General features: G+C 61.9%; 20 protein-coding genes. 9 read left to right on the top strand and 11 right to left on the bottom strand.

Annotated features, from left to right (window positions below; genetic code table 11):
• The first annotated feature begins 359 nt into the window (after window positions 1-359).
• Both QZ656_RS13075 and QZ656_RS13070 read left to right on the top strand, forming a co-directional pair.
• Entirely contained in the window at window positions 360-1916 is a 1557-nt protein-coding gene (locus QZ656_RS13075; protein WP_291993799.1) for an MBOAT family protein, read from the top strand.
• A complete protein-coding gene (locus tag QZ656_RS13070; RefSeq protein WP_291993798.1) occupies window positions 1916-3136 on the top strand; it encodes a hypothetical protein in 1221 nt (406 codons plus the stop codon). Before QZ656_RS13075 ends, QZ656_RS13070 begins: the two co-directional genes overlap by 1 nt.
• Here QZ656_RS13070 and QZ656_RS13065 read toward each other — a convergent pair.
• The 4 genes from QZ656_RS13065 to QZ656_RS13050 form a co-directional block, all read right to left on the bottom strand.
• Window positions 3128-3802 (bottom strand): ISAs1 family transposase, encoded by a 675-nt coding sequence (locus QZ656_RS13065; protein WP_291993797.1) that lies wholly within the window; start codon window positions 3800-3802, stop codon window positions 3128-3130. The genes QZ656_RS13070 and QZ656_RS13065 overlap by 9 nt on opposite strands.
• 7 nt (window positions 3803-3809) lie before the next feature.
• A complete protein-coding gene (locus tag QZ656_RS13060; RefSeq protein WP_291993796.1) occupies window positions 3810-4913 on the bottom strand; it encodes a Druantia anti-phage system protein DruA in 1104 nt (367 codons plus the stop codon).
• 270 nt (window positions 4914-5183) lie between these two features.
• Window positions 5184-6335 carry an SAM-dependent methyltransferase gene (locus QZ656_RS13055; protein WP_291993795.1) on the bottom strand — a complete coding sequence of 384 codons (1152 nt, stop codon included), beginning with the start codon at window positions 6333-6335 and terminating at the stop codon, window positions 5184-5186.
• Between the two features lie 49 nt (window positions 6336-6384).
• Window positions 6385-7233, bottom strand: coding sequence for a hypothetical protein (locus tag QZ656_RS13050; protein ID WP_291993794.1), 849 nt, complete (start codon window positions 7231-7233; stop codon window positions 6385-6387).
• Window positions 7234-7359: 126 nt separating this feature from the next.
• Here QZ656_RS13050 and QZ656_RS13045 point away from each other — a divergent pair, with 126 nt between their 5' ends.
• The 3 genes from QZ656_RS13045 (at window position 7360) to QZ656_RS13035 (ending at window position 10048) form a co-directional block, all read left to right on the top strand.
• Window positions 7360-8097 (top strand): pteridine reductase, encoded by a 738-nt coding sequence (locus QZ656_RS13045; RefSeq protein WP_291993793.1) that lies wholly within the window; start codon window positions 7360-7362, stop codon window positions 8095-8097.
• Window positions 8098-8124: 27 nt separating this feature from the next.
• Complete coding sequence (gene ttcA / locus QZ656_RS13040; RefSeq protein ID WP_291993792.1) at window positions 8125-9009, top strand: tRNA 2-thiocytidine(32) synthetase TtcA; 885 nt, start codon at window positions 8125-8127, stop codon at window positions 9007-9009.
• Between the two features lie 97 nt (window positions 9010-9106).
• Window positions 9107-10048 (top strand): FHA domain-containing protein, encoded by a 942-nt coding sequence (locus QZ656_RS13035; RefSeq protein ID WP_291993791.1) that lies wholly within the window; start codon window positions 9107-9109, stop codon window positions 10046-10048.
• A 97-nt stretch (window positions 10049-10145) separates the two neighbouring features.
• Here QZ656_RS13035 and QZ656_RS13030 read toward each other — a convergent pair whose 3' ends face one another.
• Window positions 10146-10856 (bottom strand): ComF family protein, encoded by a 711-nt coding sequence (locus QZ656_RS13030; RefSeq protein ID WP_291993790.1) that lies wholly within the window; start codon window positions 10854-10856, stop codon window positions 10146-10148.
• A 67-nt stretch (window positions 10857-10923) separates the two neighbouring features.
• Between QZ656_RS13030 and bioB the strand changes: the two genes are divergently transcribed.
• Together bioB and bioC are read left to right on the top strand one after the other, a co-directional pair.
• Window positions 10924-11916 carry a biotin synthase BioB gene (gene bioB, locus QZ656_RS13025; RefSeq protein WP_291993789.1) on the top strand — a complete coding sequence of 331 codons (993 nt, stop codon included), beginning with the start codon at window positions 10924-10926 and terminating at the stop codon, window positions 11914-11916.
• A 122-nt stretch (window positions 11917-12038) separates the two neighbouring features.
• The gene (bioC, locus tag QZ656_RS13020) at window positions 12039-12926 is read left to right on the top strand and encodes a malonyl-ACP O-methyltransferase BioC (protein ID WP_291993788.1); all 888 of its coding nucleotides are present in this window, start codon (window positions 12039-12041) and stop codon (window positions 12924-12926) included.
• A gap of 86 nt (window positions 12927-13012) precedes the next feature.
• On the opposite strand, the gene ilvN is transcribed toward bioC, so the two are convergent.
• The 5 genes from ilvN to QZ656_RS12995 form a co-directional block, all read right to left on the bottom strand.
• Window positions 13013-13321: an acetolactate synthase small subunit gene (gene ilvN, locus QZ656_RS13015; protein WP_291993787.1), complete on the bottom strand. Its 309-nt coding sequence runs from the start codon at window positions 13319-13321 to the stop codon at window positions 13013-13015.
• 4 nt (window positions 13322-13325) lie between these two features.
• Window positions 13326-15008: an acetolactate synthase large subunit gene (gene ilvB, locus QZ656_RS13010; protein WP_291993786.1), complete on the bottom strand. Its 1683-nt coding sequence runs from the start codon at window positions 15006-15008 to the stop codon at window positions 13326-13328.
• Window positions 15009-15424: 416 nt separating this feature from the next.
• The gene (locus tag QZ656_RS13005) at window positions 15425-16699 is read right to left on the bottom strand and encodes a cation:proton antiporter (protein WP_291993785.1); all 1275 of its coding nucleotides are present in this window, start codon (window positions 16697-16699) and stop codon (window positions 15425-15427) included.
• A gap of 411 nt (window positions 16700-17110) precedes the next feature.
• Window positions 17111-17572: a CBS domain-containing protein gene (locus QZ656_RS13000; protein WP_291993784.1), complete on the bottom strand. Its 462-nt coding sequence runs from the start codon at window positions 17570-17572 to the stop codon at window positions 17111-17113.
• Window positions 17573-17707: 135 nt separating this feature from the next.
• Window positions 17708-18343, bottom strand: a complete 636-nt coding sequence (locus tag QZ656_RS12995) for a c-type cytochrome (protein ID WP_291993852.1) — start codon at window positions 18341-18343, stop codon at window positions 17708-17710.
• A 121-nt stretch (window positions 18344-18464) separates the two neighbouring features.
• On the opposite strand from QZ656_RS12995, the gene yihA reads away from it, so the two are divergent.
• Both yihA and hemB read left to right on the top strand, forming a co-directional pair.
• A complete protein-coding gene (gene yihA / locus QZ656_RS12990; RefSeq protein ID WP_291993783.1) occupies window positions 18465-19172 on the top strand; it encodes a ribosome biogenesis GTP-binding protein YihA/YsxC in 708 nt (235 codons plus the stop codon).
• Window positions 19173-19363: 191 nt separating this feature from the next.
• A complete protein-coding gene (hemB, locus tag QZ656_RS12985) occupies window positions 19364-20380 on the top strand; it encodes a porphobilinogen synthase (RefSeq protein WP_291993782.1) in 1017 nt (338 codons plus the stop codon).
• Here hemB and QZ656_RS12980 read toward each other — a convergent pair.
• Complete coding sequence (locus QZ656_RS12980; RefSeq protein WP_291993781.1) at window positions 20335-21426, bottom strand: acyltransferase family protein; 1092 nt, start codon at window positions 21424-21426, stop codon at window positions 20335-20337. The genes hemB and QZ656_RS12980 overlap by 46 nt on opposite strands.
• Window positions 21427-21451 lie beyond the last annotated feature (25 nt).

The raw sequence follows: 21451 nt of genomic DNA, 5'->3' as shown, positions 1-21451 counted from the left end.
ACGTGTCACTACACGATGGTTTCAGGCAAAATACTAATGTCTTGTTTTTTCGAGCATTGCGGTGTTATTTATGCGTTTGGCACGCGAAAAGTGTCGGACTCGTGAGATCGGCGCGCAGGCACGCGCGGCGCAAATGGCGGCCGTCGCGACGATGCTGGGCGCACCAAGCGGATCGGACTGATCGGCCAGTCGGCTGATCTCCGAGATCTCGCGGCTCCTACGCATGGAATCCCGGTCACCCGCTGGTTTGTAGAAGGATCTGTGACGGATTCGACACCGCAGGCATCGCAGTCGGAGCTATAAATAGATCGCTGGCTTGTTCGCCGGCACTGGACAATAATAACCGTGGATGTACCGTAATGCTGTTCAACTCATACTCGTTCTTGCTGCTTTACCTCCCGATAACGGCTCTGGTCTTCTTCCGGCTCGGAACCCGCAGCTCAAAATTGGCAGCTTTGTGGCTTGCTGCAGCCTCGCTATTTTTCTATGGGTATTGGAATGCCGCATACGTCGGGCTATTGTTGCTATCCATTATTTTCAACTACGGCATTGGTTTTGCGCTTGCACGAGAATGCGACCTTGGGAACGTCCAGCGCAAGAACGTGATCTTGGCGATAGGCGTGACGGCCGACCTGACACTTCTCGGTTATTATAAATACGCAAACTTTTTTCTGACTACGGCTAATGCATTGTTTTCGACTGATTGGTCACTGCAAAATATTCTGCTGCCACTGGGCATTTCGTTCTTCACCTTCACACAAATTGCCTTTCTTGTTGATACCTGGTCGGGCAAGGCCCGGGAATACAATTTCATTCACTACCTGCTATTTGTTACCTATTTCCCACATCTGATCGCCGGCCCCGTGCTGCACCACAAGGAGATGATGCCACAGTTTGCGCGTCGTGAAACATACCGACCATCCTGGGAAAATTTCGCCGTAGGACTGACCATCTTCAGCATTGGCCTATTCAAGAAAGCTGTTCTTGCCGACGGTATCTCGCCGTATGCCAACGATGCGTTTGCCCAAGCAAATGCCACCCAAAGCATGGATTTCCTGGCAGCCTGGGGCGGCGCATTGGCGTACACCGCGCAACTATACTTCGACTTCTCCGGCTACTCCGACATGGCCATTGGGCTTTCGCGGCTGTTCGGCATCGTACTGCCGCTCAACTTCAACTCGCCTTACAAGGCGACCAGCATCAGTGATTTCTGGCGCTGTTGGCACATGACTCTATCAAGATTTCTTCGTGATTATCTATACATTCCTTTGGGTGGCGACCGCAAGGGTCGCTTTCGGCGACAGGTAAACCTTATGACAACGATGCTTCTAGGTGGTCTATGGCATGGAGCTTCGTGGAATTTCGTCCTTTGGGGAGGCTTGCACGGACTGTATCTGGTGATTAACCACGCTTGGCGCTTGGCGCGCGAGCACGTATTCAGTTCCGGAGCAGCACCTGGACGCGCCGAACGCTTGGCCGGCTGGGGCATCACGTTTTTCGCCGTGGTGGTCGCTTGGGTCTTCTTCCGTGCGACGACACTGCCGGGCGCTCTGAATATGCTGAAGGGGATGTTCGGAATGCAGGGAATCAGTTTGCCTGCCGCATTTGTGCCCATGCTGGGTGGTGCAGCCGAAAGACTAAGTAACTTGGGAATTGAGTTCACGCTGGGAGGCGGCAAGCAGTTTCTTCTTACTTGGGCCTGGGACCTGGCTCTTTTGTCTATCGCCTTGTTTCTGCCAAATACTCAACAGATCATGTATCGCTACCGGCCTGGTCTTGATTTTTGTCCCGGCGAAAACGCCCGGGCTCTGGAATGGAAGCCGAGTGGCGTCTGGGCCTGCGTAGTTGCATTGATAGCAGCTGCCGGCGTTCTGTCTCTATCCCAGGCTTCTGAATTTCTCTACTACCAATTCTGATGGAAAAATACATTCGACTATGGTCTGTCGCCTTGCTGGTGACTTTATTAACCGCCATTGCGTTCAACTTCTGGGTTGACCCCTATGGTCTTTATCAGACGAACGTGGGCGCGGAGTGGAAGCCCCACGCTGCAAACCAAGGGGCTCTGATCAAACCCTACCAAGCTCTCCGTGCCGAGCCAGTTACTCTCATTCTCGGTAACTCGCGAGCCGAGATGGGATTCGACCCGGACGATCCAGCTTGGCCACAACAACTGCGTCCGGTATACAACTTGGCCCTACCGGGTAGCGGTACCCTTACCGCGAAGCGACTCTTTAACCATGTGCTGGCTGCCACCGAGCCGCGAATGATCGTACTTGGCGTTGACTTCATGGACTTTTTGGTCGCCTCGGACGCGCGTGAGGGCGACCCAGGCAAGTCAGATCGCCTGTTGGTGACGGCCGACGGGCAGCCAAATAAGTGGCGCTGGGTATCGATGCTGCACGATGGCGTATCGACCCTGGCTTCATTGGACAGTGTTCTGCACAGCTTGGATACGCTCCGTGTACAAGGCAAGACCGGCGTCGAGCATTTAACCCCGGCCGGCTTTAACCCGGGTCACAACTACTTGGCGATGGCCCGACAGGAGGGATACTTCAATTTATTCCGGCAACGAGACACAGAAAATATCCACTCGTACCAGCGCCGCCACCGGAACCTGTTCACCGGCAACTCAAGAACATCGCCAGAATTCGAAAATGTGGCAAACATCCTGAGCATGGCGCATCGCAGGCAGATTCGAGTTATCGTATTGATCTATCCCTATCACGCCCATCTGTTGGAAATACTAAGGATGACCAATTTTTCGGAACTCTTCGAGGACTGGAAGCGAAAGCTCGCCGATCTGGTCGCGAGCGAAGGGCGGGGTGACGCAACCCTGTGGGACTTCAGCGGCTACCACGAATTTGCGCGCGAGCAGGTACCCGAACGCGGTGACAGAAGCACCGAGGTCCACTGGTACTGGGAAGCAGGGCATTTCAAGAGCGTCTTGGGACATGAAATGCTTCAGCGCGTTCTTGGCAGCAGCACAGCCGACTTTGGCGTGATCCTGACACCCGAAAACGTCGAAAAGCATCTCCAGACCCAACGGATAGCAGGCGAATCGTACCGTTCGAACAATGTCAACTCTGTGCAACAACTGGAGCACGGTAAATTTGTTCTCGTGCCGGGATCAAGGTGATACGTGGCCTGTAGAATTTTTGGTCATGCGCAGGTAGTCGAAGACCAATCGGATGTTGCGGTTGAGGTGGCGCATTTTTTCGGAAATGCTGGTTTTGCCGTCGGAGAAGTGGTGCAGGATTCCGACGGCAAAGCGGCGCAGGCGTGACATGTTCTCGGGTCCGTAACCAGTCCGAATACGGCTACGGTCCTCGTCGTAGTTCCAGTCGATGACGTAGTGACAGCGGTTCTCTATCGACCAATGGCCGCGATTGATGGCGAGGATTTGCTGTGGGCTGGCCTGTTCTGGAGGGCGACTGGTGATCCCGAGAGCGATTTCGTGCGTCCGCTTGCCGCTCTTCTTGTGCAGCACTTCGCGCTCGATCAAGAACACCTGGCCGACATACGGGAAGTCGAGATAGGCGTTGAGGGCATTGCTGCACCAAATACGCCGAGTCTCGATCCGACCATGGTCAGGTGGCGAAACCGCCACGAAGTCTGCCCCCTTCCGATCCTGGAAGAGGAGCGCGATATCGGCTTGCAGTGTTGGCTGATTGCCTTTGACCGTGAAGTGATAGTGCGCCTTGCGCTCCACCAGGTAGGTCGCCAGCTTGCGCTGTGTCAGTAGCGCGTCGGCGGTGATGTCCTTGCCCTGAATATCGATCGCATCGAGCAGGGGTATGAACATCCCGATTTCATTGGTCTGCTTGAGCTCGTCCCCGCCATTTACGGGCAAGGTGCCGACTTTTTTGGGTGTGACACACGCCGGTCTGATGCCCGACCACGCTCATGATGTGTGCTTGCTGACCGTGCTCGTCATGGGCATTGCGCATGGTCTTGCCGTCGACCGCCAGACTGGGGTCGTCTTGAGCATAGGCCTTGTTCCACTGCTGACACGCTTGATCGAGCGCCATGGGATCGACACGGATCAGGACGTCACGAATGATGAACTCGCTGGGTACGCGGTAAACGCCCTTCTCGCGACGACAGCGGAAACGCTCGCGTGCTTTCGGTGTGAGGTCTTTGGCCCACCCGGCGATGGCTTTGTAGCCCCGCATTCCGCACAAGACCGCCGCCGTGGCGATGGCCAGAACGGCAGGAAGGGGGTGACGCCTTCCTTGCGCGCGCCGCGGGTAGGCGATGCCGGCAAAGAAATCGGGAAGCGTGCGCATCTGTTCGGCGGTGAGCATCATCCTGGGCGCTCCTGTGCGATAGCGGGGGTTGAGTATCGAGCGGGAAAGTTGGCCGCGAGCGTCCGCCTGCAAGGGGCGAACAAAGACAACTTTGGGCGACGTCGGGTGGGCGCTGTAGCCTTCTCGGGTGCGGCGAAAGCCTTGCGTCAGCCCCAGAGGCGTCCAGTTCGCGGCGCGATAGACGGTCCCCTGGAAGCGCGAGGGGTCCACAAAGGTCTCCAGCAGTAACAGCGGCTTCCCGAAATGCGCCTGCCAATCCTCGGCGACCCGTCGCTCGCACAGCGAGAGCACCTTGGAGCCGAGATTGGGGTAATGCCAATCGGGAAGGATCAGAAAGCGACTGTTGTTGGCGACCAGGCCCAAGCGATCGTACTGATGCCGATAGTCCCAGCCGATCCAGCGGTCACGAACGCCGCATTTCCAGGCCGCCGCAGAGAAACTCAGCAGGGCCGTCCACTTTTCGCCGTAGGTGGCCACGTACCAAAGCGTGTGCCCGATCTTCGCCAGGTCGCCCAAGTAGTGATGCTCTGCCATCAACTCCCGATAGCGAGCCTCTTCGCTCTTGCCCACCAAGCGAACACGCAATGCACCAAGAACGCTTTCCATGCGCCATTTATACGGACTTCCGGCGCAGATGTCCAGGGGGAAGAACTAACTGCTTGATTGCCCGTGCGTTGCCTGAGAGGACAAATCCACCCTGACAACTGGAGCAATTGACGCATTGAACAGCGCCCGGGGCAGAGAAGCGTTCCCGTTGTCAGCCCCCTGTGATGCGGCCTACGGCCGGACGGGCACAACCCCAACCTTTGGCTGAGGCGACCTTGAGTGGAAAGCGCGCCAAGGTACGGACGAGACGAGGCCAGTCACCACACTTCCTCAGAGCGTTTTGCTGCGGTCGCCGCTGAGAAAACCCAGCAGCGGTTCGCTGATCCCCTTGCCGAGCGCGACCACCTTGAACAGTTCGCCCATCTCCGCCGGTGAGACGAGTTTGTTTACCGCACTGGCCAGTGGCAGGTAGCGCAATGGCTCATCAGCCGGCGTTCGTGCCAGCACTTCGGTCAGCCCGCAGTTGAACAGGAAGCTCGCCTGCGTGCTGTAGCCGAGCAGTTCCAGGCCGGCCGTGCAGCCGCTGTCGACGACAGCAGTAAAATCGACGTGCGCGGTGATGTCCTGCAGACCCGGCAGGTAGAAAGGCTCGGGATGCGCGTGCTGACGATAGTGGCACATCAGCGTCCCGGTAGCGCGCTGCCAGTGGTAATACTCGCGCTGCGGAAAACCGTAGTCGATCAGCAGCAAGGCGCCGCGGCCGACAATCGCGGCGCACGCAGCGACCCAGGCGGCGGCCGTCAGCGAGATCTCACTCAGGTAGCCTGCCGGCAGCGCGCACTCGGCGGCCAACGCTTGCGCGCGTTCGAGCAAGTAGCCGCTGGCCGGGCGGTCGACCCAGGTGAACTGCCCAGAATCCCTTGATACGCCGCGCTCGGCGATTCCCGAGCCGTCCCAGACCAGCAGCTGCACCGGCATCGCATCGAGGACTTCATTGGCCAGCAGCAGCCCGTCAAAATGTTCGGGCAAACTTTCCAGCCAGCTGACGCGGCCGAGCAGATGCGGGACTCTGCTGGCAATCGCCTGGCGTTGCCGCGCCTGCAGCGCGCCGGACAGTTCGAGGATGCTGTAACGCTCGGGCAGCGCGTCGCGTCGCTCGAGTTCCAACAGCAGGTCGACCGCCAGTTGGCCGCTGCCAGCGCCAACTTCGAGCAATTGCGGCGCGCTCAAGGCCATGATCTGCGCGACCTGCGCGGCGAGCGTCTGCGCAAAGATCGGGCCGAGTTCCGGTGCTGTGACGAAATCGCCAGCCGAGCCAAACTTGTGGGCGCCACCTGCGTAGTAGCCCTGTCCCGGTTCGTAAAGCGCCAGGTTCATGAAACGATCGAAGCCGATCCAGCCGCCAGCCGCGGCAATTTCCCCGGCGATCCGGCCGGACAGCGCCGTGCTGCAGGCGAGTGCGTCGCGGCCTGGCGCGGGCAATTGCGCGCGCTTGATCAGCTCTAGCTCAGCAGGCCGGGCGCTGGACGTTCTAGTCCTCGCCGATCTCGAAGCAGACCTGACCGTACAGGTCAGGGCGCGCCGTCGCCAGCCAGTGTTCGGCCTCGGAGCGGGCGCGCTCCGGGGTCGCCGCGCGCAAGGCGACGAATTGCGGACGGCCATCGTCTTGCGGCCATTCAAGGCTGTAGGAAGCGAAACCAGCGCGTCGCTGCAGGTGAATCTTGCGGGTCAGACTCGGCAACTCGCGACGCAGCTCGGCAGAAAGGTCGTCAAGTGGCCGCAAGCGAAAGCGCGGCCCTTTGCCCTGATGCTGAACAACGCACTCCTGCAGATCGGCGACTTCCTCAATGATCTGCCAGTCGCTGCAGCCTTCGATGATCGCGCCCAGCGCTAGCCCGGCTTCGTCGCGAATGATCTCGGCGCTGACCTGATAACTGCTTGTCGTATTTTCGAGGAGCTCGTGCCAGGGCAGGCCGTGACGCGTTGGCGGCGGAAACGGCAAGGCGTGTTTGCCCTGGCGGATGCGAGCGAACAGCGATGACCTCCTGACGTCTTCCAGGTCGATTCTGGGAAACGCCGAACGCGGTTGCGAGCGAAAGCTGCCGGCACCCATGTAGCCGACGTCCCACAGGGTTCGCAGCCATTCGGCGGTGTCCAGAGCAAGCTGCGCCATCCGCCCGTCAAACTCGCCTTCACCGCTGGCTCCCTCGTCGCGCTTACCGGCTTGCTGAACGAGCAATTCGGCCTCGGCTGCGCGCGCGCGCAGCAGCTCCTGCAGCAGGCGCTCAACCCATTCGGCATCACTGCTCGGTAGCTCGGCGACGCGCTCGGCCAGAATCAGCAGATCATCAGCGTCCAGTGGCTTGTCAATCGTACTCATCACGGATTTCCGAATGTCAACCGTTCGCAGTTTAACGCGGCGGCGGCGGGATGGGTTGTTTTTCCCGATCTGGATGCAAAAATCCGATAAAATCAAGTTCTTGTTGAATCTGGCCTGGAACTGGCGATGAACAGGAAGACGATATTGGTGACCGGCGCTGCCAAACGACTGGGCAGCGCAATCGCCCGCGAGTTGCACGCGACCGGTGCCAACGTCATGCTGCACTATCGGCAGGCGGCGACGGCGGCCGAAGCGCTGGTCGACGAGCTGAATTCGATCCGGGAATCGTCAGCGGCGTGCCTGCAGGCCGACCTGCTGGATGTCGGCGCCTTGCCGCAGCTGGTCGCCGACACGGTGTCCTGCTTCGGTAGCCTGGATGCGCTGGTGAATAACGCGTCAAGCTTCTTCCCGACGCCGTTCGGCGAAATCGACCTGGCGACCTGGGACGACTTGATCGGCAGCAACCTGAAAGCCCCCCTGTTTCTGACCCAGGCCGCCGCGCCACACCTGCGGGCGGCGCGCGGCGCGGTGGTTAACATCACCGACATTCATGCCGAACGTCCGCTCGCCGGCTATCCACTGTATTGCGCGGCGAAAGCCGGGCTGCTTGGTCTGACCCGCGCGCTGGCTATCGAACTGGCGCCGCAGGTACGCGTCAACGCGGTTGCGCCGGGGCCAATCCTGTGGCCGGACAGCGGCGATTTCGACAGCGCAGCGCGCCAGGAGATCGTCGCCCACACCCTGTTGCAACGCGCCGGTTGTCCGCAGGACATCGCCCAGGCGGTGCGCTACCTGATCGAGGACGCGGCCTACGTTAGCGGCCAGGTCATCAATGTTGATGGCGGCCGCACCGCGCATCTGTAATCGCTCAAACTGTACGAGAGGGTCCCGGTGGAACAATCAAACACCCTGCAGCGCCTGCGCAAACGCCTGGAGAGCAAGGCTGGCAAGGCGATTGCCGACTACAACATGATTGAGGATGGGGACACTGTTCTGGTCTGTATTTCGGGAGGCAAGGACTCCTACACCCTGTTGTCGGTGCTGCTGGCACTGCGCGAACGAGCGCCGGTCGATTTCCGCTTGATCGCCATGAACCTCGACCAGAAGCAGCCTGGTTTCCCGGCAGACGTGCTGCCCGCTTATCTGGCGACGATCGGCGTCGATTTCCGGATCGTCGAGCAGGACACCTACTCGGTCGTCAAGAGCAAGATCCCGGAAGGCAAGACGACCTGCTCGCTGTGTTCTCGCCTGCGCCGCGGCGTCATCTATCGTACCGCCAAGGAGCTTGGCGCCAACAAGATCGCTCTTGGCCACCATCGCGACGACATCGTCCATACGCTGTTTCTCAATCTCTTCTTTGCCGGTCAGCTCAAGGCCATGCCACCCAAACTGGTTACTGACGACGGCGCGCATGTGGTCATCCGACCGCTGGCGTATTGCAGCGAGAAGACTATCGCGCGTTTCGCGCGCGGCATGGCCTACCCGATCATTCCTTGCAATCTGTGTGGCTCGCAGGACAACCTGCAGCGTCAGAAGATCCGCGAAATGATGGCCGACTGGGACCAGCGCTTTCCCGGGCGCACTGAGGTGGTTTTTTCTGCGCTGCAGAAAATCGTGCCGTCGCACCTCGCCGACTCTGCCTTGTTCGACTTCAAGGGCCTGCGCCCGGGCAAGGATCTGGCGACGATGGCGGGTGGCGATGCGGTGTTCGACCCACCCGCGCAGTATGGAAACTGGCCGTCGTTCGCCGGCTTGCCGCTGGCGGTGCTGCCCTGATGAACGGCACGGCCATTGACCACGATCGAGCGCCTGCTCGAATACCGGCACGGCGTTTGCCCCGGGCCAGCGGCAGCTCAGCGGCGAGGCTCGCCGGATGAGCGGTAAGGAAAGAATGCTGTCGGTACTCGCTGCGGCGGTCGATGGCAGCTCGCGATTGTTCGAAAAACGTGGTGGCGCCGAGGCCTCACACGCCGTCGAACGCTATCGCAAACGGATGACCCGTGCGATCGACGCTTTTCGCGGCCGCGTCCTGCGGACCAGTCGTGATGAAATCATCGCCGCCTTCGAACACGCCGACGAGGCGTGTCAGGCGGCGATCGCCATGCACCAACGGGTCGTCGACTTGCCGCCCGTTTCCGGTATCCAGCTGGCGATCCGGATTGGCTTCCAGCACGGACCACTGTTCGAGGACGGCGCCGAACTCAGCGGTAGCGGACTGCTGGTCGCCGAAACTCTGGCCGGACTGGCCACCGCCGGGCAGTCGCTAACCAGCGGTGCGACCCGAGCGCTGCTGTCGCCGCAGCTGCGCTTGTCGACCCGCGGCGTCGAACCGGCCGCGGCCAAGCGAGCAGATCTGGCGGGCGAGCACGAGCTGTTCGAAGTACTCTGGATCGAGTCGAAGGTGGCCGGCAAGGCGATCATCGAGACGCCGGCGTTGGCGCCGCCCCCGGTGGCAAAGCCGGCGTCCGCGCCAACGCCGAACAAGGAACGCAGCTTACGCTTGTGTGTGCGCTATGGCGGGCAGGTGAAGCTGCTGGACAAGATCCGACCGCGCGTGGTGATGGGGCGGGATGCCGCCTGCGAGATCACCATTCGCGACCGTCGTGCGTCTCGCCAGCACGCGCGCATCGAGCGGCGTGGCGAGTGTTTCGTCCTCAGTGATCTCAGTACCAATGGCACATTCGTGACCGTGAACGGCGAGCAGGAGCTATTTCTGCGCGGTGAGGAGTTTGCTCTGCGCGGTAGCGGCATCATTGCCTTTGCGGCATCGGCGAACAGCCCCGAGGCTGACATCGCCGAGTTCGAGCATCTTTGACCGATCCGCGTACAGCGGCTGCCGAAGCTCTGTGCGCGTTTCGCCGGCGGACCAGCGAGGGCTGAGCGCGCGACCGCGACGGCTGCCCGCGAACGCGTCAGCTGAACGGCAAGGCGCGCGCCAGCACCAGCAAGGTGACTTGCGCGGCGCCGCAGCGCTTGACGGTCAGCGCCAGTTCGTTCAGCGAAGCGCCGGTAGTCATCACATCGTCGACCAGCAGCAAGCGCTGGCCAGTGAAGTCTGCCTCGCAGTGGAAGGCGCCACGGACGTTCTTCGCGCGCTCGCGCCAGGGCAGATCGGCCTGCGCGGCGGTGTGGCGAATTCGCCGGCAGCTGCGCGCGTCGATCGGCGTTCGCCAGGCCTTGCTGACCGGACGTGCCAGCTCCAGCGCCTGGTTGAAGCCTCGTCCGCGCAGGCGCGAAGGGTGGAGCGGCAGCGGCACGATCAGATCGGCCTGGCTGGCGGCAGCCAGCGCGGCCAGCTGTTGGCCAAAGTAGTCGCCGAGAACGAGGCGATGTCCGTACTTGAAAGACTGGATCAGCTTGTCGAGCGGGAAATCGTAACGAAAGGCAGCCAGCGTCAGGTCGTAATGCGGTGGCTTGGCCAGGCAGCGACCACAGCTTTCGCCGTTTGCCGTCGGCAGCGCACAGCGACGACAACGTGCTTCCGGAAGGCGCGGCAATTCGGCTTCGCAGGCTGGGCAAATAACGCGGCTACCGCTGACCGCCGCGCACAGCAGGCAGTCCTGCGTCAGCAGTCGCGCGCACGAGCTGCGGACCAGTCTGGCAGTTTGAGTTAAGATTGGCATCCCTGACGGGCTCGCGACAAATCGATGACGACGGGCCTCACCTTACCCCAACCCATAGGTCTCGCCCATGAATGCAATTCCTCAAGCTGCCACACTCACCCCGGAGCGTTCGCCATCAACCGTTACAGCAGCACGCTGGAGTGTCGCCGAAGTTGAGGCACTTTACCAGCTGCCTCTGATGGATCTCCTCTACCGCGCCCAGCAGGTGCACCGCGAAAACTTCAACGCCAACGAGATTCAACGCTCGACGCTGCTGTCGGTCAAGACCGGCGGATGTTCCGAGGACTGCGGCTACTGCTCGCAAGCGGCGCGCTACAGCACCGGCACCGAGCGTGAAGCCTTGCTGCCTCTCGACGAAGTAATCGCCGCGGCGCAGGCGGCCAAGGACAAGGGCGCCTCGCGCTTCTGCATGGGCGCCGCCTGGCGAGGTCCGAAAGACAAGGACCTGGCCAAGGTCACCGAGATGATTCGCACGGTCAAGGAGATGGGTCTGCAGACCTGCGTCACGCTGGGCATGCTCAAGGACGGCCAGGCCAACGAACTCAAGGAAGCCGGCCTCGACTACTACAACCACAATCTCGATACCGATTCGTCGTTCTACGGGCAGGTGATCACCACCCACAAGCATGCCGATCGGATCGACACCCTGGGGCAGGTGCGCCAAGCGGGGATCAAGGTCTGCTCCGGCGGTATCATCGGCATGGGTGAGTCGCGCAAGAACCGTGCGGCGCTGATCGTCCAGTTGGCAAACCTCAATCCGCCGCCCGAATCGGTGCCGATCAACAATCTGGTGCCGATTCCCGGTACACCGATGGCCAACGTCGAGCGGGTCGACAGCTTCGAGTTCGTACGCACGCTGGCCGCCGCACGGATCACCATGCCGACCAGTTTTGTCCGCCTGTCGGCCGGCCGGCAGGAGATGTCCGATGAACTGCAGGCACTGTGTTTTCTGGCCGGCGCCAATTCGATCTTCTACGGTGACAAGCTGCTGACTACCGGCAATCCGGAAGCAGACCGCGACGAAGCGCTGTTCGAGCGGCTCGGACTGCAGCCAATCTAGTCGATGCGGCCTCCAGGACCGCAAGCGGTGCGCTGGCCGTGCCACAGCCAGCGCGGCGACGGCGGTCGCCCAGCTTCAGGCCAGGCTTTGCCGCTGCCGATGGCGCGCGCCAGCCGTCGTTCATGAAGACGTCGGCACCCTTCGTCGATCAGCGTCAGGTGCGCCGGAATTTTGCCCGCGCCGCGCGCACCTACGACGAGGTGGCGGTCCTGCAGCGCGAAATCGGCAGCCGCATGCTGGAACGACTCGACTACGTACGCATCGAGCCGAAATGCGTTCTCGACCTCGGTTGCGGCACCGGCGCCAGCCTGACGGCGCTGCACCAGCGCTACCCCGACGCGCTGCTGATCGGCGCCGATCTCAGCGCGCCGATGCTGCAGATGAGCCGAGCACAGCGCTCACGACTGCGCTGGTTGCTGCCCTTCGTGCGCGGCCATCGCGCACCGCTGGTGGTGACCGACGCGGCTTCGCTGCCGTTCAAGCCGCAATCAATCGGCCTGCTCTGGTCAAACCTGATGCTGCACTGGCTGGACGACCCGCTGGCGGCATTTCGCGAGGCCTACCGGCTCCTCGAGGTCGGCGGCTTGCTGATGTTCTCGGCCTTCGGACCAGACACCCTGAAGGAGCTGCGCGCCAGTTTCAGCGATGGCCAGATCCACACCCAACGCTTCACCGACATGCACGACTACGGAGATATGTTGCTTGAGTGTGGCTTTGCCGATCCGGTGATGGACGCCGAGGTGCTGACCATGACCTATCCCGGACTCGATGAGCTGCTCGCCGATCTGCGCCAGAGCGGCTCGGCGTGCGCCATGCAGGCACGCCGCCGGGGGCTGAGCGGGCGGGCGCAGTGGGCGGCGGCGCGCGCGGCGTATGCCCGACTGGCGTGCGACGGTCGTTTGCCGGCGACGATTGAAGTGGTTTACGGCCACGCCTGGAAAGCGCAGCCGAAAGCGCTCGCCGACGGGCGGGCGATTGTCCGTTTCAATCCGCAGCAACGTGGTCGCTGAGGCGGCAACAAGCAAGCCTCCACTCCGGCGCGGCGTGCTCTCGCGAGACGCCGCGCGGATCAGCCGTCGCGCCGGCCGCTCAAGCGCTAGCGGAAGAACTCTTCGAGGCGGACAAAAACCTCGTGCTCGGCGCCGTGCCGGCGTACCGCCAGGACGTCCTCGAGCTTTTCCACCTGCTTGACCATCTGCTCGAGGCGTTGCTCCTCATTGACCAGCAGCCAGATGCGACTGGTCACGCCGCTACCCACCGGCATCACCAGAATGCCTTCGACGTTGTAGGCCCGGCGAGAAAACAGGCCGACAACGTGCGACATGACGCCGGCGTGATTGTTGACGTCCAGTTCGAGCACCGTGCGAGCGACCGCCTGGTTTTCCATTCGTGAAATCGAGTTCATTCGTTCAACCTCCGATCATGTCCTTGTTGGCGGCACCCGGCGGCACCATCGGCAACACCTGTTCGTCGATGGCGATGCTGGCGTGGATCAGCATCGGGCCGCGGCTCGACAGTGCCTTGGCCAGCGCCGCGCGCGGATCGCTCTCCTGGTCGAGATCGATGGCGGCTACCCCGAAGCCCTCGGCAAGCCTGACGAAGTCGGGCATGCCCTTGAACTTCGAGGCGTAGATACGTTCGCCGTAGAACATCGTCTGTTGCTGGAAAACCAGGCCGAGAGACGAATTGTTCATCAGCACGATCTTGACGTTGACGCCCTCTTCGGCGGCGGTGACCAGTTCCTGGATGTTCATCAGAATGCTGCCGTCACCGCTGAAGCAGACCACCGTCCGCTGCGGCTCGGCGAGCGCTGCACCGATCGCCGCCGGCATCCCAAAGCCCATCGTGCCAAGGCCGCCGGAAGTCAGCCATTGCCGCGGCCGACGCAGCGGGTACGCTTGCGCCACCCACATCTGGTGCTGACCGACGTCGGTAGTGATCGTCGCTTGATCGTCTAGGCAATCGGCGACGGCGCGGATCAAGCCGTAGGGCGTGCGCGGGTCGTCGATCCCCGGCAGGCGCAGCGGATGCGCCGCCTTCAGGCTGGCCACGCGCGCCAGCCAGGGCAGGCGCTGCTGCGTCTCGACACGCGGCGCAAGCAACTCCAGGACCGCCTGCACGTCGCCGGCGATACCGACGTGCGCGGTCTTGATTTTGTCCAGCTCCGAGGGGTCGATGTCGATATGGACAATCTTCGCTTGCGGACAAAAGCCTGCCACCTTACCCGTCGCGCGGTCGTCGAAGCGTGCGCCAACGGCGATCAGCAAATCGCACTCGTCGAGCGCCAGGTTGGTGTAGCGCGCGCCATGCATGCCGAGCATGCCCAAGGACAAGGGATGGTCGACGGACATCGCGCCAAGCGCCATCAAGGTCATCACCGTCGGCAGCGCGGCTTTTTCGGCCAGGGCCACGGCGCCATCGCTGGCACCCGAGTGCACGACCCCGCCGCCGAGGTAAAGAATCGGTCGCGCGGCGTCGTTGATCATTGCCGCCGCGATGGCGATCGCTGCCGCGGCTGGCGCAGGAAGCGCCGCGGCGACGCCCGGTTCTGGCCACTCGCCGACTTCGACCAGCTGATTCTGGACGTCCTTCGGGATGTCGATCAGGACCGGCCCGGGGCGACCCGAGGCGGCGATCTGAAAGGCGCGCGGGATCACTTCCAGCAGATCGTCGGCGCTACCAACCAGAAAGTTATGCTTGGTGATCGGGATACTCAGGCCGTAGGTATCGACTTCCTGGAAGGCGTCGGTACCAATCATCGCGCGCGGCACCTGCCCGGTGATGGCCACCAGCGGGATCGAGTCGAGCTTGGCATCGGCAATCGCCGTCAGCAGATTGGTCGCTCCCGGACCCGAAGAAGCCAGACATACCGCCGGCACACCGCTGGCGCGAGCCATGCCCTGGGCGATGAAGCCGCCGCCCTGCTCGTGGCGGGCCAGGACGTGATGAATCAACGCCGACTGCGACAAAGCGTCATAGATCGGCAGAATCGCGCCGCCCGGGATGCCGGCGAGAATGCGAACGCCCTGTCGTTCGAGGAGGCGTACGACAATCTGTGCGCCAGTGAGTGTTTCGGGTGCTTGCTTGGACAAGGGATTCTCCTTCAAAAAAATTGCTGCGATCGCCAGGCGGTGGTCCACAAAAGCAAAACCCCCGCCGGCTTGCACCGGCGGGGGTTTCTGGAATCTGCTGTCGCTTGTTGTGCTTCGACTTATCTTCTTCCGGCCCTCGACGGTACCTCTGGTAGTACGCGTACGACAACGCCTACTACCCCTACCGAGCGGCGATCGACGGCCACCAGCAGCGCAACTGCTGCAGGCTGAAAGGCACCAAGGTCGTCGGAGAGCGGCATCGTTATCGGCTCGAAGTCACGAAAGCGGAGCGCCAATTAGAACCGAGCACAGAGAAAAACGCAAGGCCACTGATTGCCGGCGACTGCCAGCCTGACGACGGACAGCTTGCCCGCGCGGCGTTTCGTGATGCCCGCCGTCGCGCGTCGCAGACCCGCTCAAGGTCGCTCGTGCGACTCATCAGGCGCCGCATCGGTAGCCGGCTCGCCTGGCGTTCCGGTGGGGCACGGCAAGGACCGCACCTGGCCTGGAGCATGCGCCGACAACCTGCGACCAACCTGAAAACTGGCAATCAGAATCAGCGCCGACGACGCCAGTACGACCAGCATGATCGATCCATTGAGGTAGCTCGGCAGCGAAAAGGCTTCCCGGACGTGCAGAAACAGCAGCACGGTGATCAGGCCACGCGGTGCGATCCACGTCAAGGGCGCAGCCGCCGCCGCGCCCAACAGCAAACGGAGCATCGCCCAGCGACTGGCAAAGATGACCGTCAACACCAGCGCCGCGGCTATCCACGCCGCTGGCGAAGCGAGGTCGGACAGGTCGGTCCAGTAACCCAGAAGCACGAAGAAAAAACCGCGGACCACAAAGGTCAACTCGACCACCAGGGTCCTGAATTCGGACAGGGTCGATTCGTAATCGCTGCTGATCCACGATCGGAACGGCCGGAAGCGACAAAGCAACGATGGCTTGTTCAGCAGCAGGCCAAGGAACAAGACCATGATCAGGGGTGAGAGGTGCAGCAGCTCACCAGTCGCGTAAAGCGCAAACAGACCCGCCAGCAGCGGCACGAAGCGGATCGGCCCAGACACGCGCAGCAGCAGCACCATCAGCGCCAGGGCGCAAAGCATCGACAGCAGCAGTGACAGGACACCGCCGCCCAACAGCGCCAGGACCGCGCCCTTGACGCTGCCGTCCGAATGCAGCAGCGAAAAGAATACGAGGACGCCGATGATGTCCGACATTGAACTCTCGTAAATGATGAACTCGCGCGCTTTGGGCGGCAGGAAGCTGCTGCCGGGAATCGCTACGGCGCTGCTGATCACTGCCACCGAAGTCGCCAACAGGACAGCCTGCACGGCGCTGAGACCGAGCACCAGGCGGCCGACGGCGGCGAAGGCGAGAACGCAGACGACGTAACCGGCGGTCGACAGAAAGAGGGTCGCGCCGATCAGCCGCAAGCGCTGGCGCCGCAGTTCGATGTCCAGGGCACCTTCCAGCACGATCAGCACCAGGCCGAGGGTGCCGACAATGGGTACCAGCGTGCCGGCCCAACCAAGCGTCACGCCGATCGAGTCCAACATCGGCCGCGCCAGGAGACCGCTGGCTACCAGCACGATTACCGAGGGCACTCCCCACAGCCGGCACAGGCGCTCGACACCGAACACGATGAGCAGGAAAATGGAAGCGCTGAGGATGGTGGGATAAGTCATGGATCGATTCGAGGGACAACGACTAGCCGCGGCTCGGTGGGCAGGGAAACGTGACGCCGACGGTCCACGAGAGCGCGGTAGCGGATATGATTTGGCGACGCCACGGCAAAGGCCGTCGCTGTCGCCCGGCAAGCCGAGGCAACGCAAAAGGGCTGTGCCGCAGACAGTATCAAGCGATGAGCATTGCCGACACCGAGAGTCGCACTTGGCGTCGCTGGCGTCGAGGCGAGCTTGCCGTTGAACGAGCTGGAATTGCCCGCGGCAGCAAGCGTAAACCACCGCCAACCGCGAGGATGTCAACGCGTCGGATGCGCCGCGGCGGCAGCCCAATGCCGCCGCCACGACCGCCAGGCCGCATCAAACAGGGCCGCGTCAATTCAGATTACAGCCTGACCACAGCAGGCGGCGCAACTAGTCCGGGAGAATGGGCTCAGAAATCGCCGAGCCGCTGATGTACTTTCCCAACTGCTCGATGATGAACTGCTGCGCGCTGATCGTTTCCTTGACCACGTCGCCGATGGAAACGACGCCAACTACTTGGCGATCCTCGCCGAGAACCGGTAAATGGCGGAAGTGCCGTTCAGTCATGATCGCCATGCACTCGTCGACGGTCCGGTCGAGCGTCACGCATAGCACCTTGTCACTCATGATGTCGCGCACCCGAGTCTCTTTCGACGACTTGCCGAAGAGAATCATCTTGCGTGCATAATCTCGCTCCGAGAATATGCCGAGCAACTGTCCATCGTCAATCACCAAGACCGCGCCGACGTTGTGCTCGGCCATCACTTCCAGGGCTTTGAAAACTGCGTCGTCCGGCGAAACAGTTACCAGCGGCCCGCTCTTGCTGTCGAGGATTTGCCTGAGTGTCGTCATGGAGCATCCTTTCCGGTCATCAAGTGACCTTCACCATACTAGAACGTCTGCCGCGCCTTGCCAAGCTGTCTGGTGGCCGGTCTGCCGAGCACCAGCAGCGAACCCCGCCGCCGGATTCCCTTACCCGGGCAGCCTCTAGCGCAGACCGGCAACGTATTCCGCGACCGCATGTATCTGAGGGTCCGACAGCTTGCCCGCGATAACGCGCATCATTTTTTCCGAATCGTTGGCCCGCTCGTGGCTTCGGAAGGCCATCAACTGACTCACCGTGTACTCTGCGTACTGGCCAGCCAGCCGTGGATACTGCACCGGCAGGCCGGCACCGTTCGGGCCGTGGCAACCGGCACACGCCGGAATACCCTTGTCGAAGTCGCCCTTGCGCCACAACGCCTGGCCTTCAGCCAACAGCTTCTCATCCTTGGCCACCGACGGTTTCATTTTTTGCTGCGAGAAATACACCGACAGGCTCTTCATGTCCTCGTCGGACAGCGCCGCAACCATGCCGCCCATGATCGGGTTGCTACGCAGCGGCGGTTTCCCATCCACGGACTGGAAATTGCTGAGCTGCTTGTAGAGGTACTCGGAAAATTGTCCGGCAAGGATCGGATTGGGCGCTGCCGGGCTGTTTCCGTCGGCACCGTGGCAGCCAACACAAACGCCCTCGGCAATCTCCTTGCCTTTGGCTGGGTCAACCGTGGCTTTCGCCGGTTCTGATGCGAGGGCGGGAAAACTGGCGGCCAGGAGAACCGCAAGTGCCATTGTACGAATCATGTCCAAACTCCCATTGACAACGATGACTTATCTTTGGCCGGAGATAGCAGGCAACAAACCTGATATTCTATATCAGTTTGCCATCTGCACGTGCCTGTCCCATCCTCTCTCGGGTTCCTCGATGCCGCTCTTTCAAAAAGCCGTTTTCAGCACGACCGTCGCCGACTTGCGCGATCTGCCGACCGATTCACGGTGCGAAGTCGCGTTCGCCGGGCGCTCGAACGCCGGCAAGTCTTCGGCGATCAACACGCTAGCCAATCACACCAGGCTGGCCTTCGTCTCCAAGACCCCGGGACGCACCCAGCATTTGAACTATTTCCTGCTCGACGAAGGCAAGTACTTCGTCGACCTGCCAGGCTATGGTTTCGCCAAGGCGCCAGAGGAAATCCGCAGCCAATGGGAAGGTTTGCTGGCGCCGTACCTGCGCTATCGCGAAGCGCTCTGCGGTCTGGTCCTGATCATGGACAGTCGCCATCCCCTCACCGAACTCGACCTGCAGATGCTCGGCTGGTTCGCCGCGACCGGCAAGCCGATCCACGTCCTGCTGACCAAGGCCGACAAACTTAACCGCCAGCAACAGGCGCTGACGGTTCGCGAGGTGCAAACGGCGCTCACGGAAATCGGCAGCAACTGCACCCTGCAGCTGTTTTCGAGTCTGAAGAAGTCGGGAGTTCAGGAGGCCGAAGCAGTCCTCGGCGCATGGCTGGGCCTGGCCAGCAAGGAAGAGCGGTCGCCGAACACCACTACAGCGAGCGCGAAGACCGCCGGCCCGAAGAAGCGCAGCGCCATCGGCTGGAGCGCGCGCCGCTCTGGCAGCACTGGCAACTGACCGCCAAAAAAAAGCCCCCGGCAAAGGGGGGGCCGGGGGCAATATGCCTTACAGGAATAAGGCACCCGCTCAGGGAGGTGAAGCGGGGGATGGCCAGGCCATCCGTAGCTTAGGGGCCAGGCGATTGCCGATAGTTCCCGCAGCGATCGTTATTTTTACCAACTGTCTCTACCTGATGCGAAGCGAACACCATGAACTGCACCGCAAGCTTCCCCGATACGCGCATGCGTCGCATGCGCCGCGACGAATTCTCGCGCCGCCTGATGCGCGAATCGCGCCTGACCGCCGATGACTTGATTTACCCGGTGTTCGTCCTCGACGGCAGCAAGCGCCTCGAACCGATCGCCTCGATGCCCGGCATCGAGCGGCAAAGCCTGGACCTCTTGCTGAAAACCGCCGAGCACGCTCTGACGCTGGGCATCCCCGCTCTGGCCCTTTTTCCGGTCATTGACGCTGCCGGCAAGACGCCGGGCGCCGAAGAGGCCTACAACCCCGATGGCCTGGTACCACGCGTGGTCAGCGCACTGAAGAAAGAGTTTCCCGAGCTCGGCGTGATTACCGACATCGCGCTCGATCCCTACACCAGCCATGGGCAAGACGGTCTGATCGACGCCCAGGACCGCGCGGCTTATGTGCTGAACGATGAAACACTCGAAGTCCTCGCGCGGCAAGCGCTGGTGCATGCTCAAGCGGGCGCCGATGTCGTCGCACCTTCGGACATGATGGACGGTCGGGTCGGCCGCATTCGCCGTGAACTTGACGCAGCAAAGCAGGTGCATACGCGCATCCTGGCGTACTCTGCCAAATACGCTTCAAGTTTTTACGGCCCCTTCCGCGACGCCGTAGGTTCGGCTGGCAACCTTGGCAAAGGCAACAAGCACACTTATCAGATGGACCCGGCCAACAGCAACGAAGCGCTGCGCGAGGTCGCACTTGACCTAGCCGAAGGTGCCGACATGGTGATGGTCAAGCCGGGGATGCCTTACCTCGACATCGTCCGCCGCGTCAAGGACGAGTTCAAGGTGCCGACCTATGTCTATCAGGTCAGTGGCGAATACGCGATGCTCAAAGCAGCAGCCCGGAATGGCTGGCTGGACGAAAAAGCGTGCGTTCTCGAGAGCCTGCTGGCCTTCAAACGCGCCGGTGCCGACGGCATTCTGAGCTACTTCGCGTTGTCGGCAGCCGCGTGGCTCAAGGCGTCCGGGTGAGGCCCGGCAGCCGCTCGCGGGCGCTGGAATAGCCGCTGTGACGGGCTTTCAACGAGCCGGTAGAGCAGGCCGCCGGCCGCCAGGCTAGCCAGCCAGGCGGTGATTACGCCGGCCATATTGACCCACGGATCGGTAGACGCGAAGCGGGCGAAGAGACCGTTGACAAGCAGGCAGATCGGGAAGTGGATCAGGAAGACCGAATAAGAGATCTGCGCAAGATAGGCGATCACGCGCGACCTCGGCCAGCTCTCCAGAAAACCGTTGCGGCGCGCCAAGCCGAGCGCCAAGGCCGCAAACAGCGCTACAGCGATGCGTGAGCGGTAGTCAAACAGCAGCGCTGCGGCCACCGCGGCGAAGATCAGCAGCAGCCAGCCGGCCGCGCGCTGCGGGTTGGTCGACCAGTAAGTCAGCGCGCCCAGCGCGTAGGCGCCGAAGAAGTACAAGGCCCAGACGTCCCACTCCGAATGACGATTGAAGTGGTACAAGGACGCCAGCGCCAGCGTCGCCACCAGCACGACGCCGACGACGGCGATCCGGGCGCCACCGCCGACGCTTCCCCGTGCCAGCCACAGCGTGCCGAGCAAGAGCGCAAACAGCTGAAAGTCGATAGCCACGTACCAGGCTCCCGCCGACAGTCCCTCGTAACCGAGAACGCCCTGCAACAGCAGCGCGTGCGCAATGAATTGCGGCAAGGTCGGCGGGCCGGGAATCGACTCATGGACCATCAGCGAGCGAGCGATAGCCGCACAAACGATACCGATCAGGACCGCGGCCAGGTAGGGCATGACCAGCTTCAGGTAACGCTTCTTCAACAACAACAGCGGCTGCGGCGCGCGCAGCGTGCCGGCGGGAGCAAGGCTCTGGGCGGCGAGGAATCCGGCAATCACCAGAAACAATTGCACGGCGCTGCGTGCATCCTGACTCAGCCAGGAGAACAGAGCAGGCGTCAAGGCGTAGGCGTGGTCGGACATTGGTCCGTAAAAAGCCAGGTGGTGCAGGATAATCAACTGCAAGGCTGCCGCCTTCAGCGCATCAACAAACGGCAACCGTGACCTTGTTTCAGCCATTTTT

The organism is Candidatus Accumulibacter sp. ACC003, from assembly GCF_907163085.1.
In the GTDB taxonomy this organism is placed as follows: domain Bacteria; phylum Pseudomonadota; class Gammaproteobacteria; order Burkholderiales; family Rhodocyclaceae; genus Accumulibacter.
Note: the sequence above shows the minus strand (reverse complement) of the source record. Positions and strands in the feature narration are given on the sequence as shown.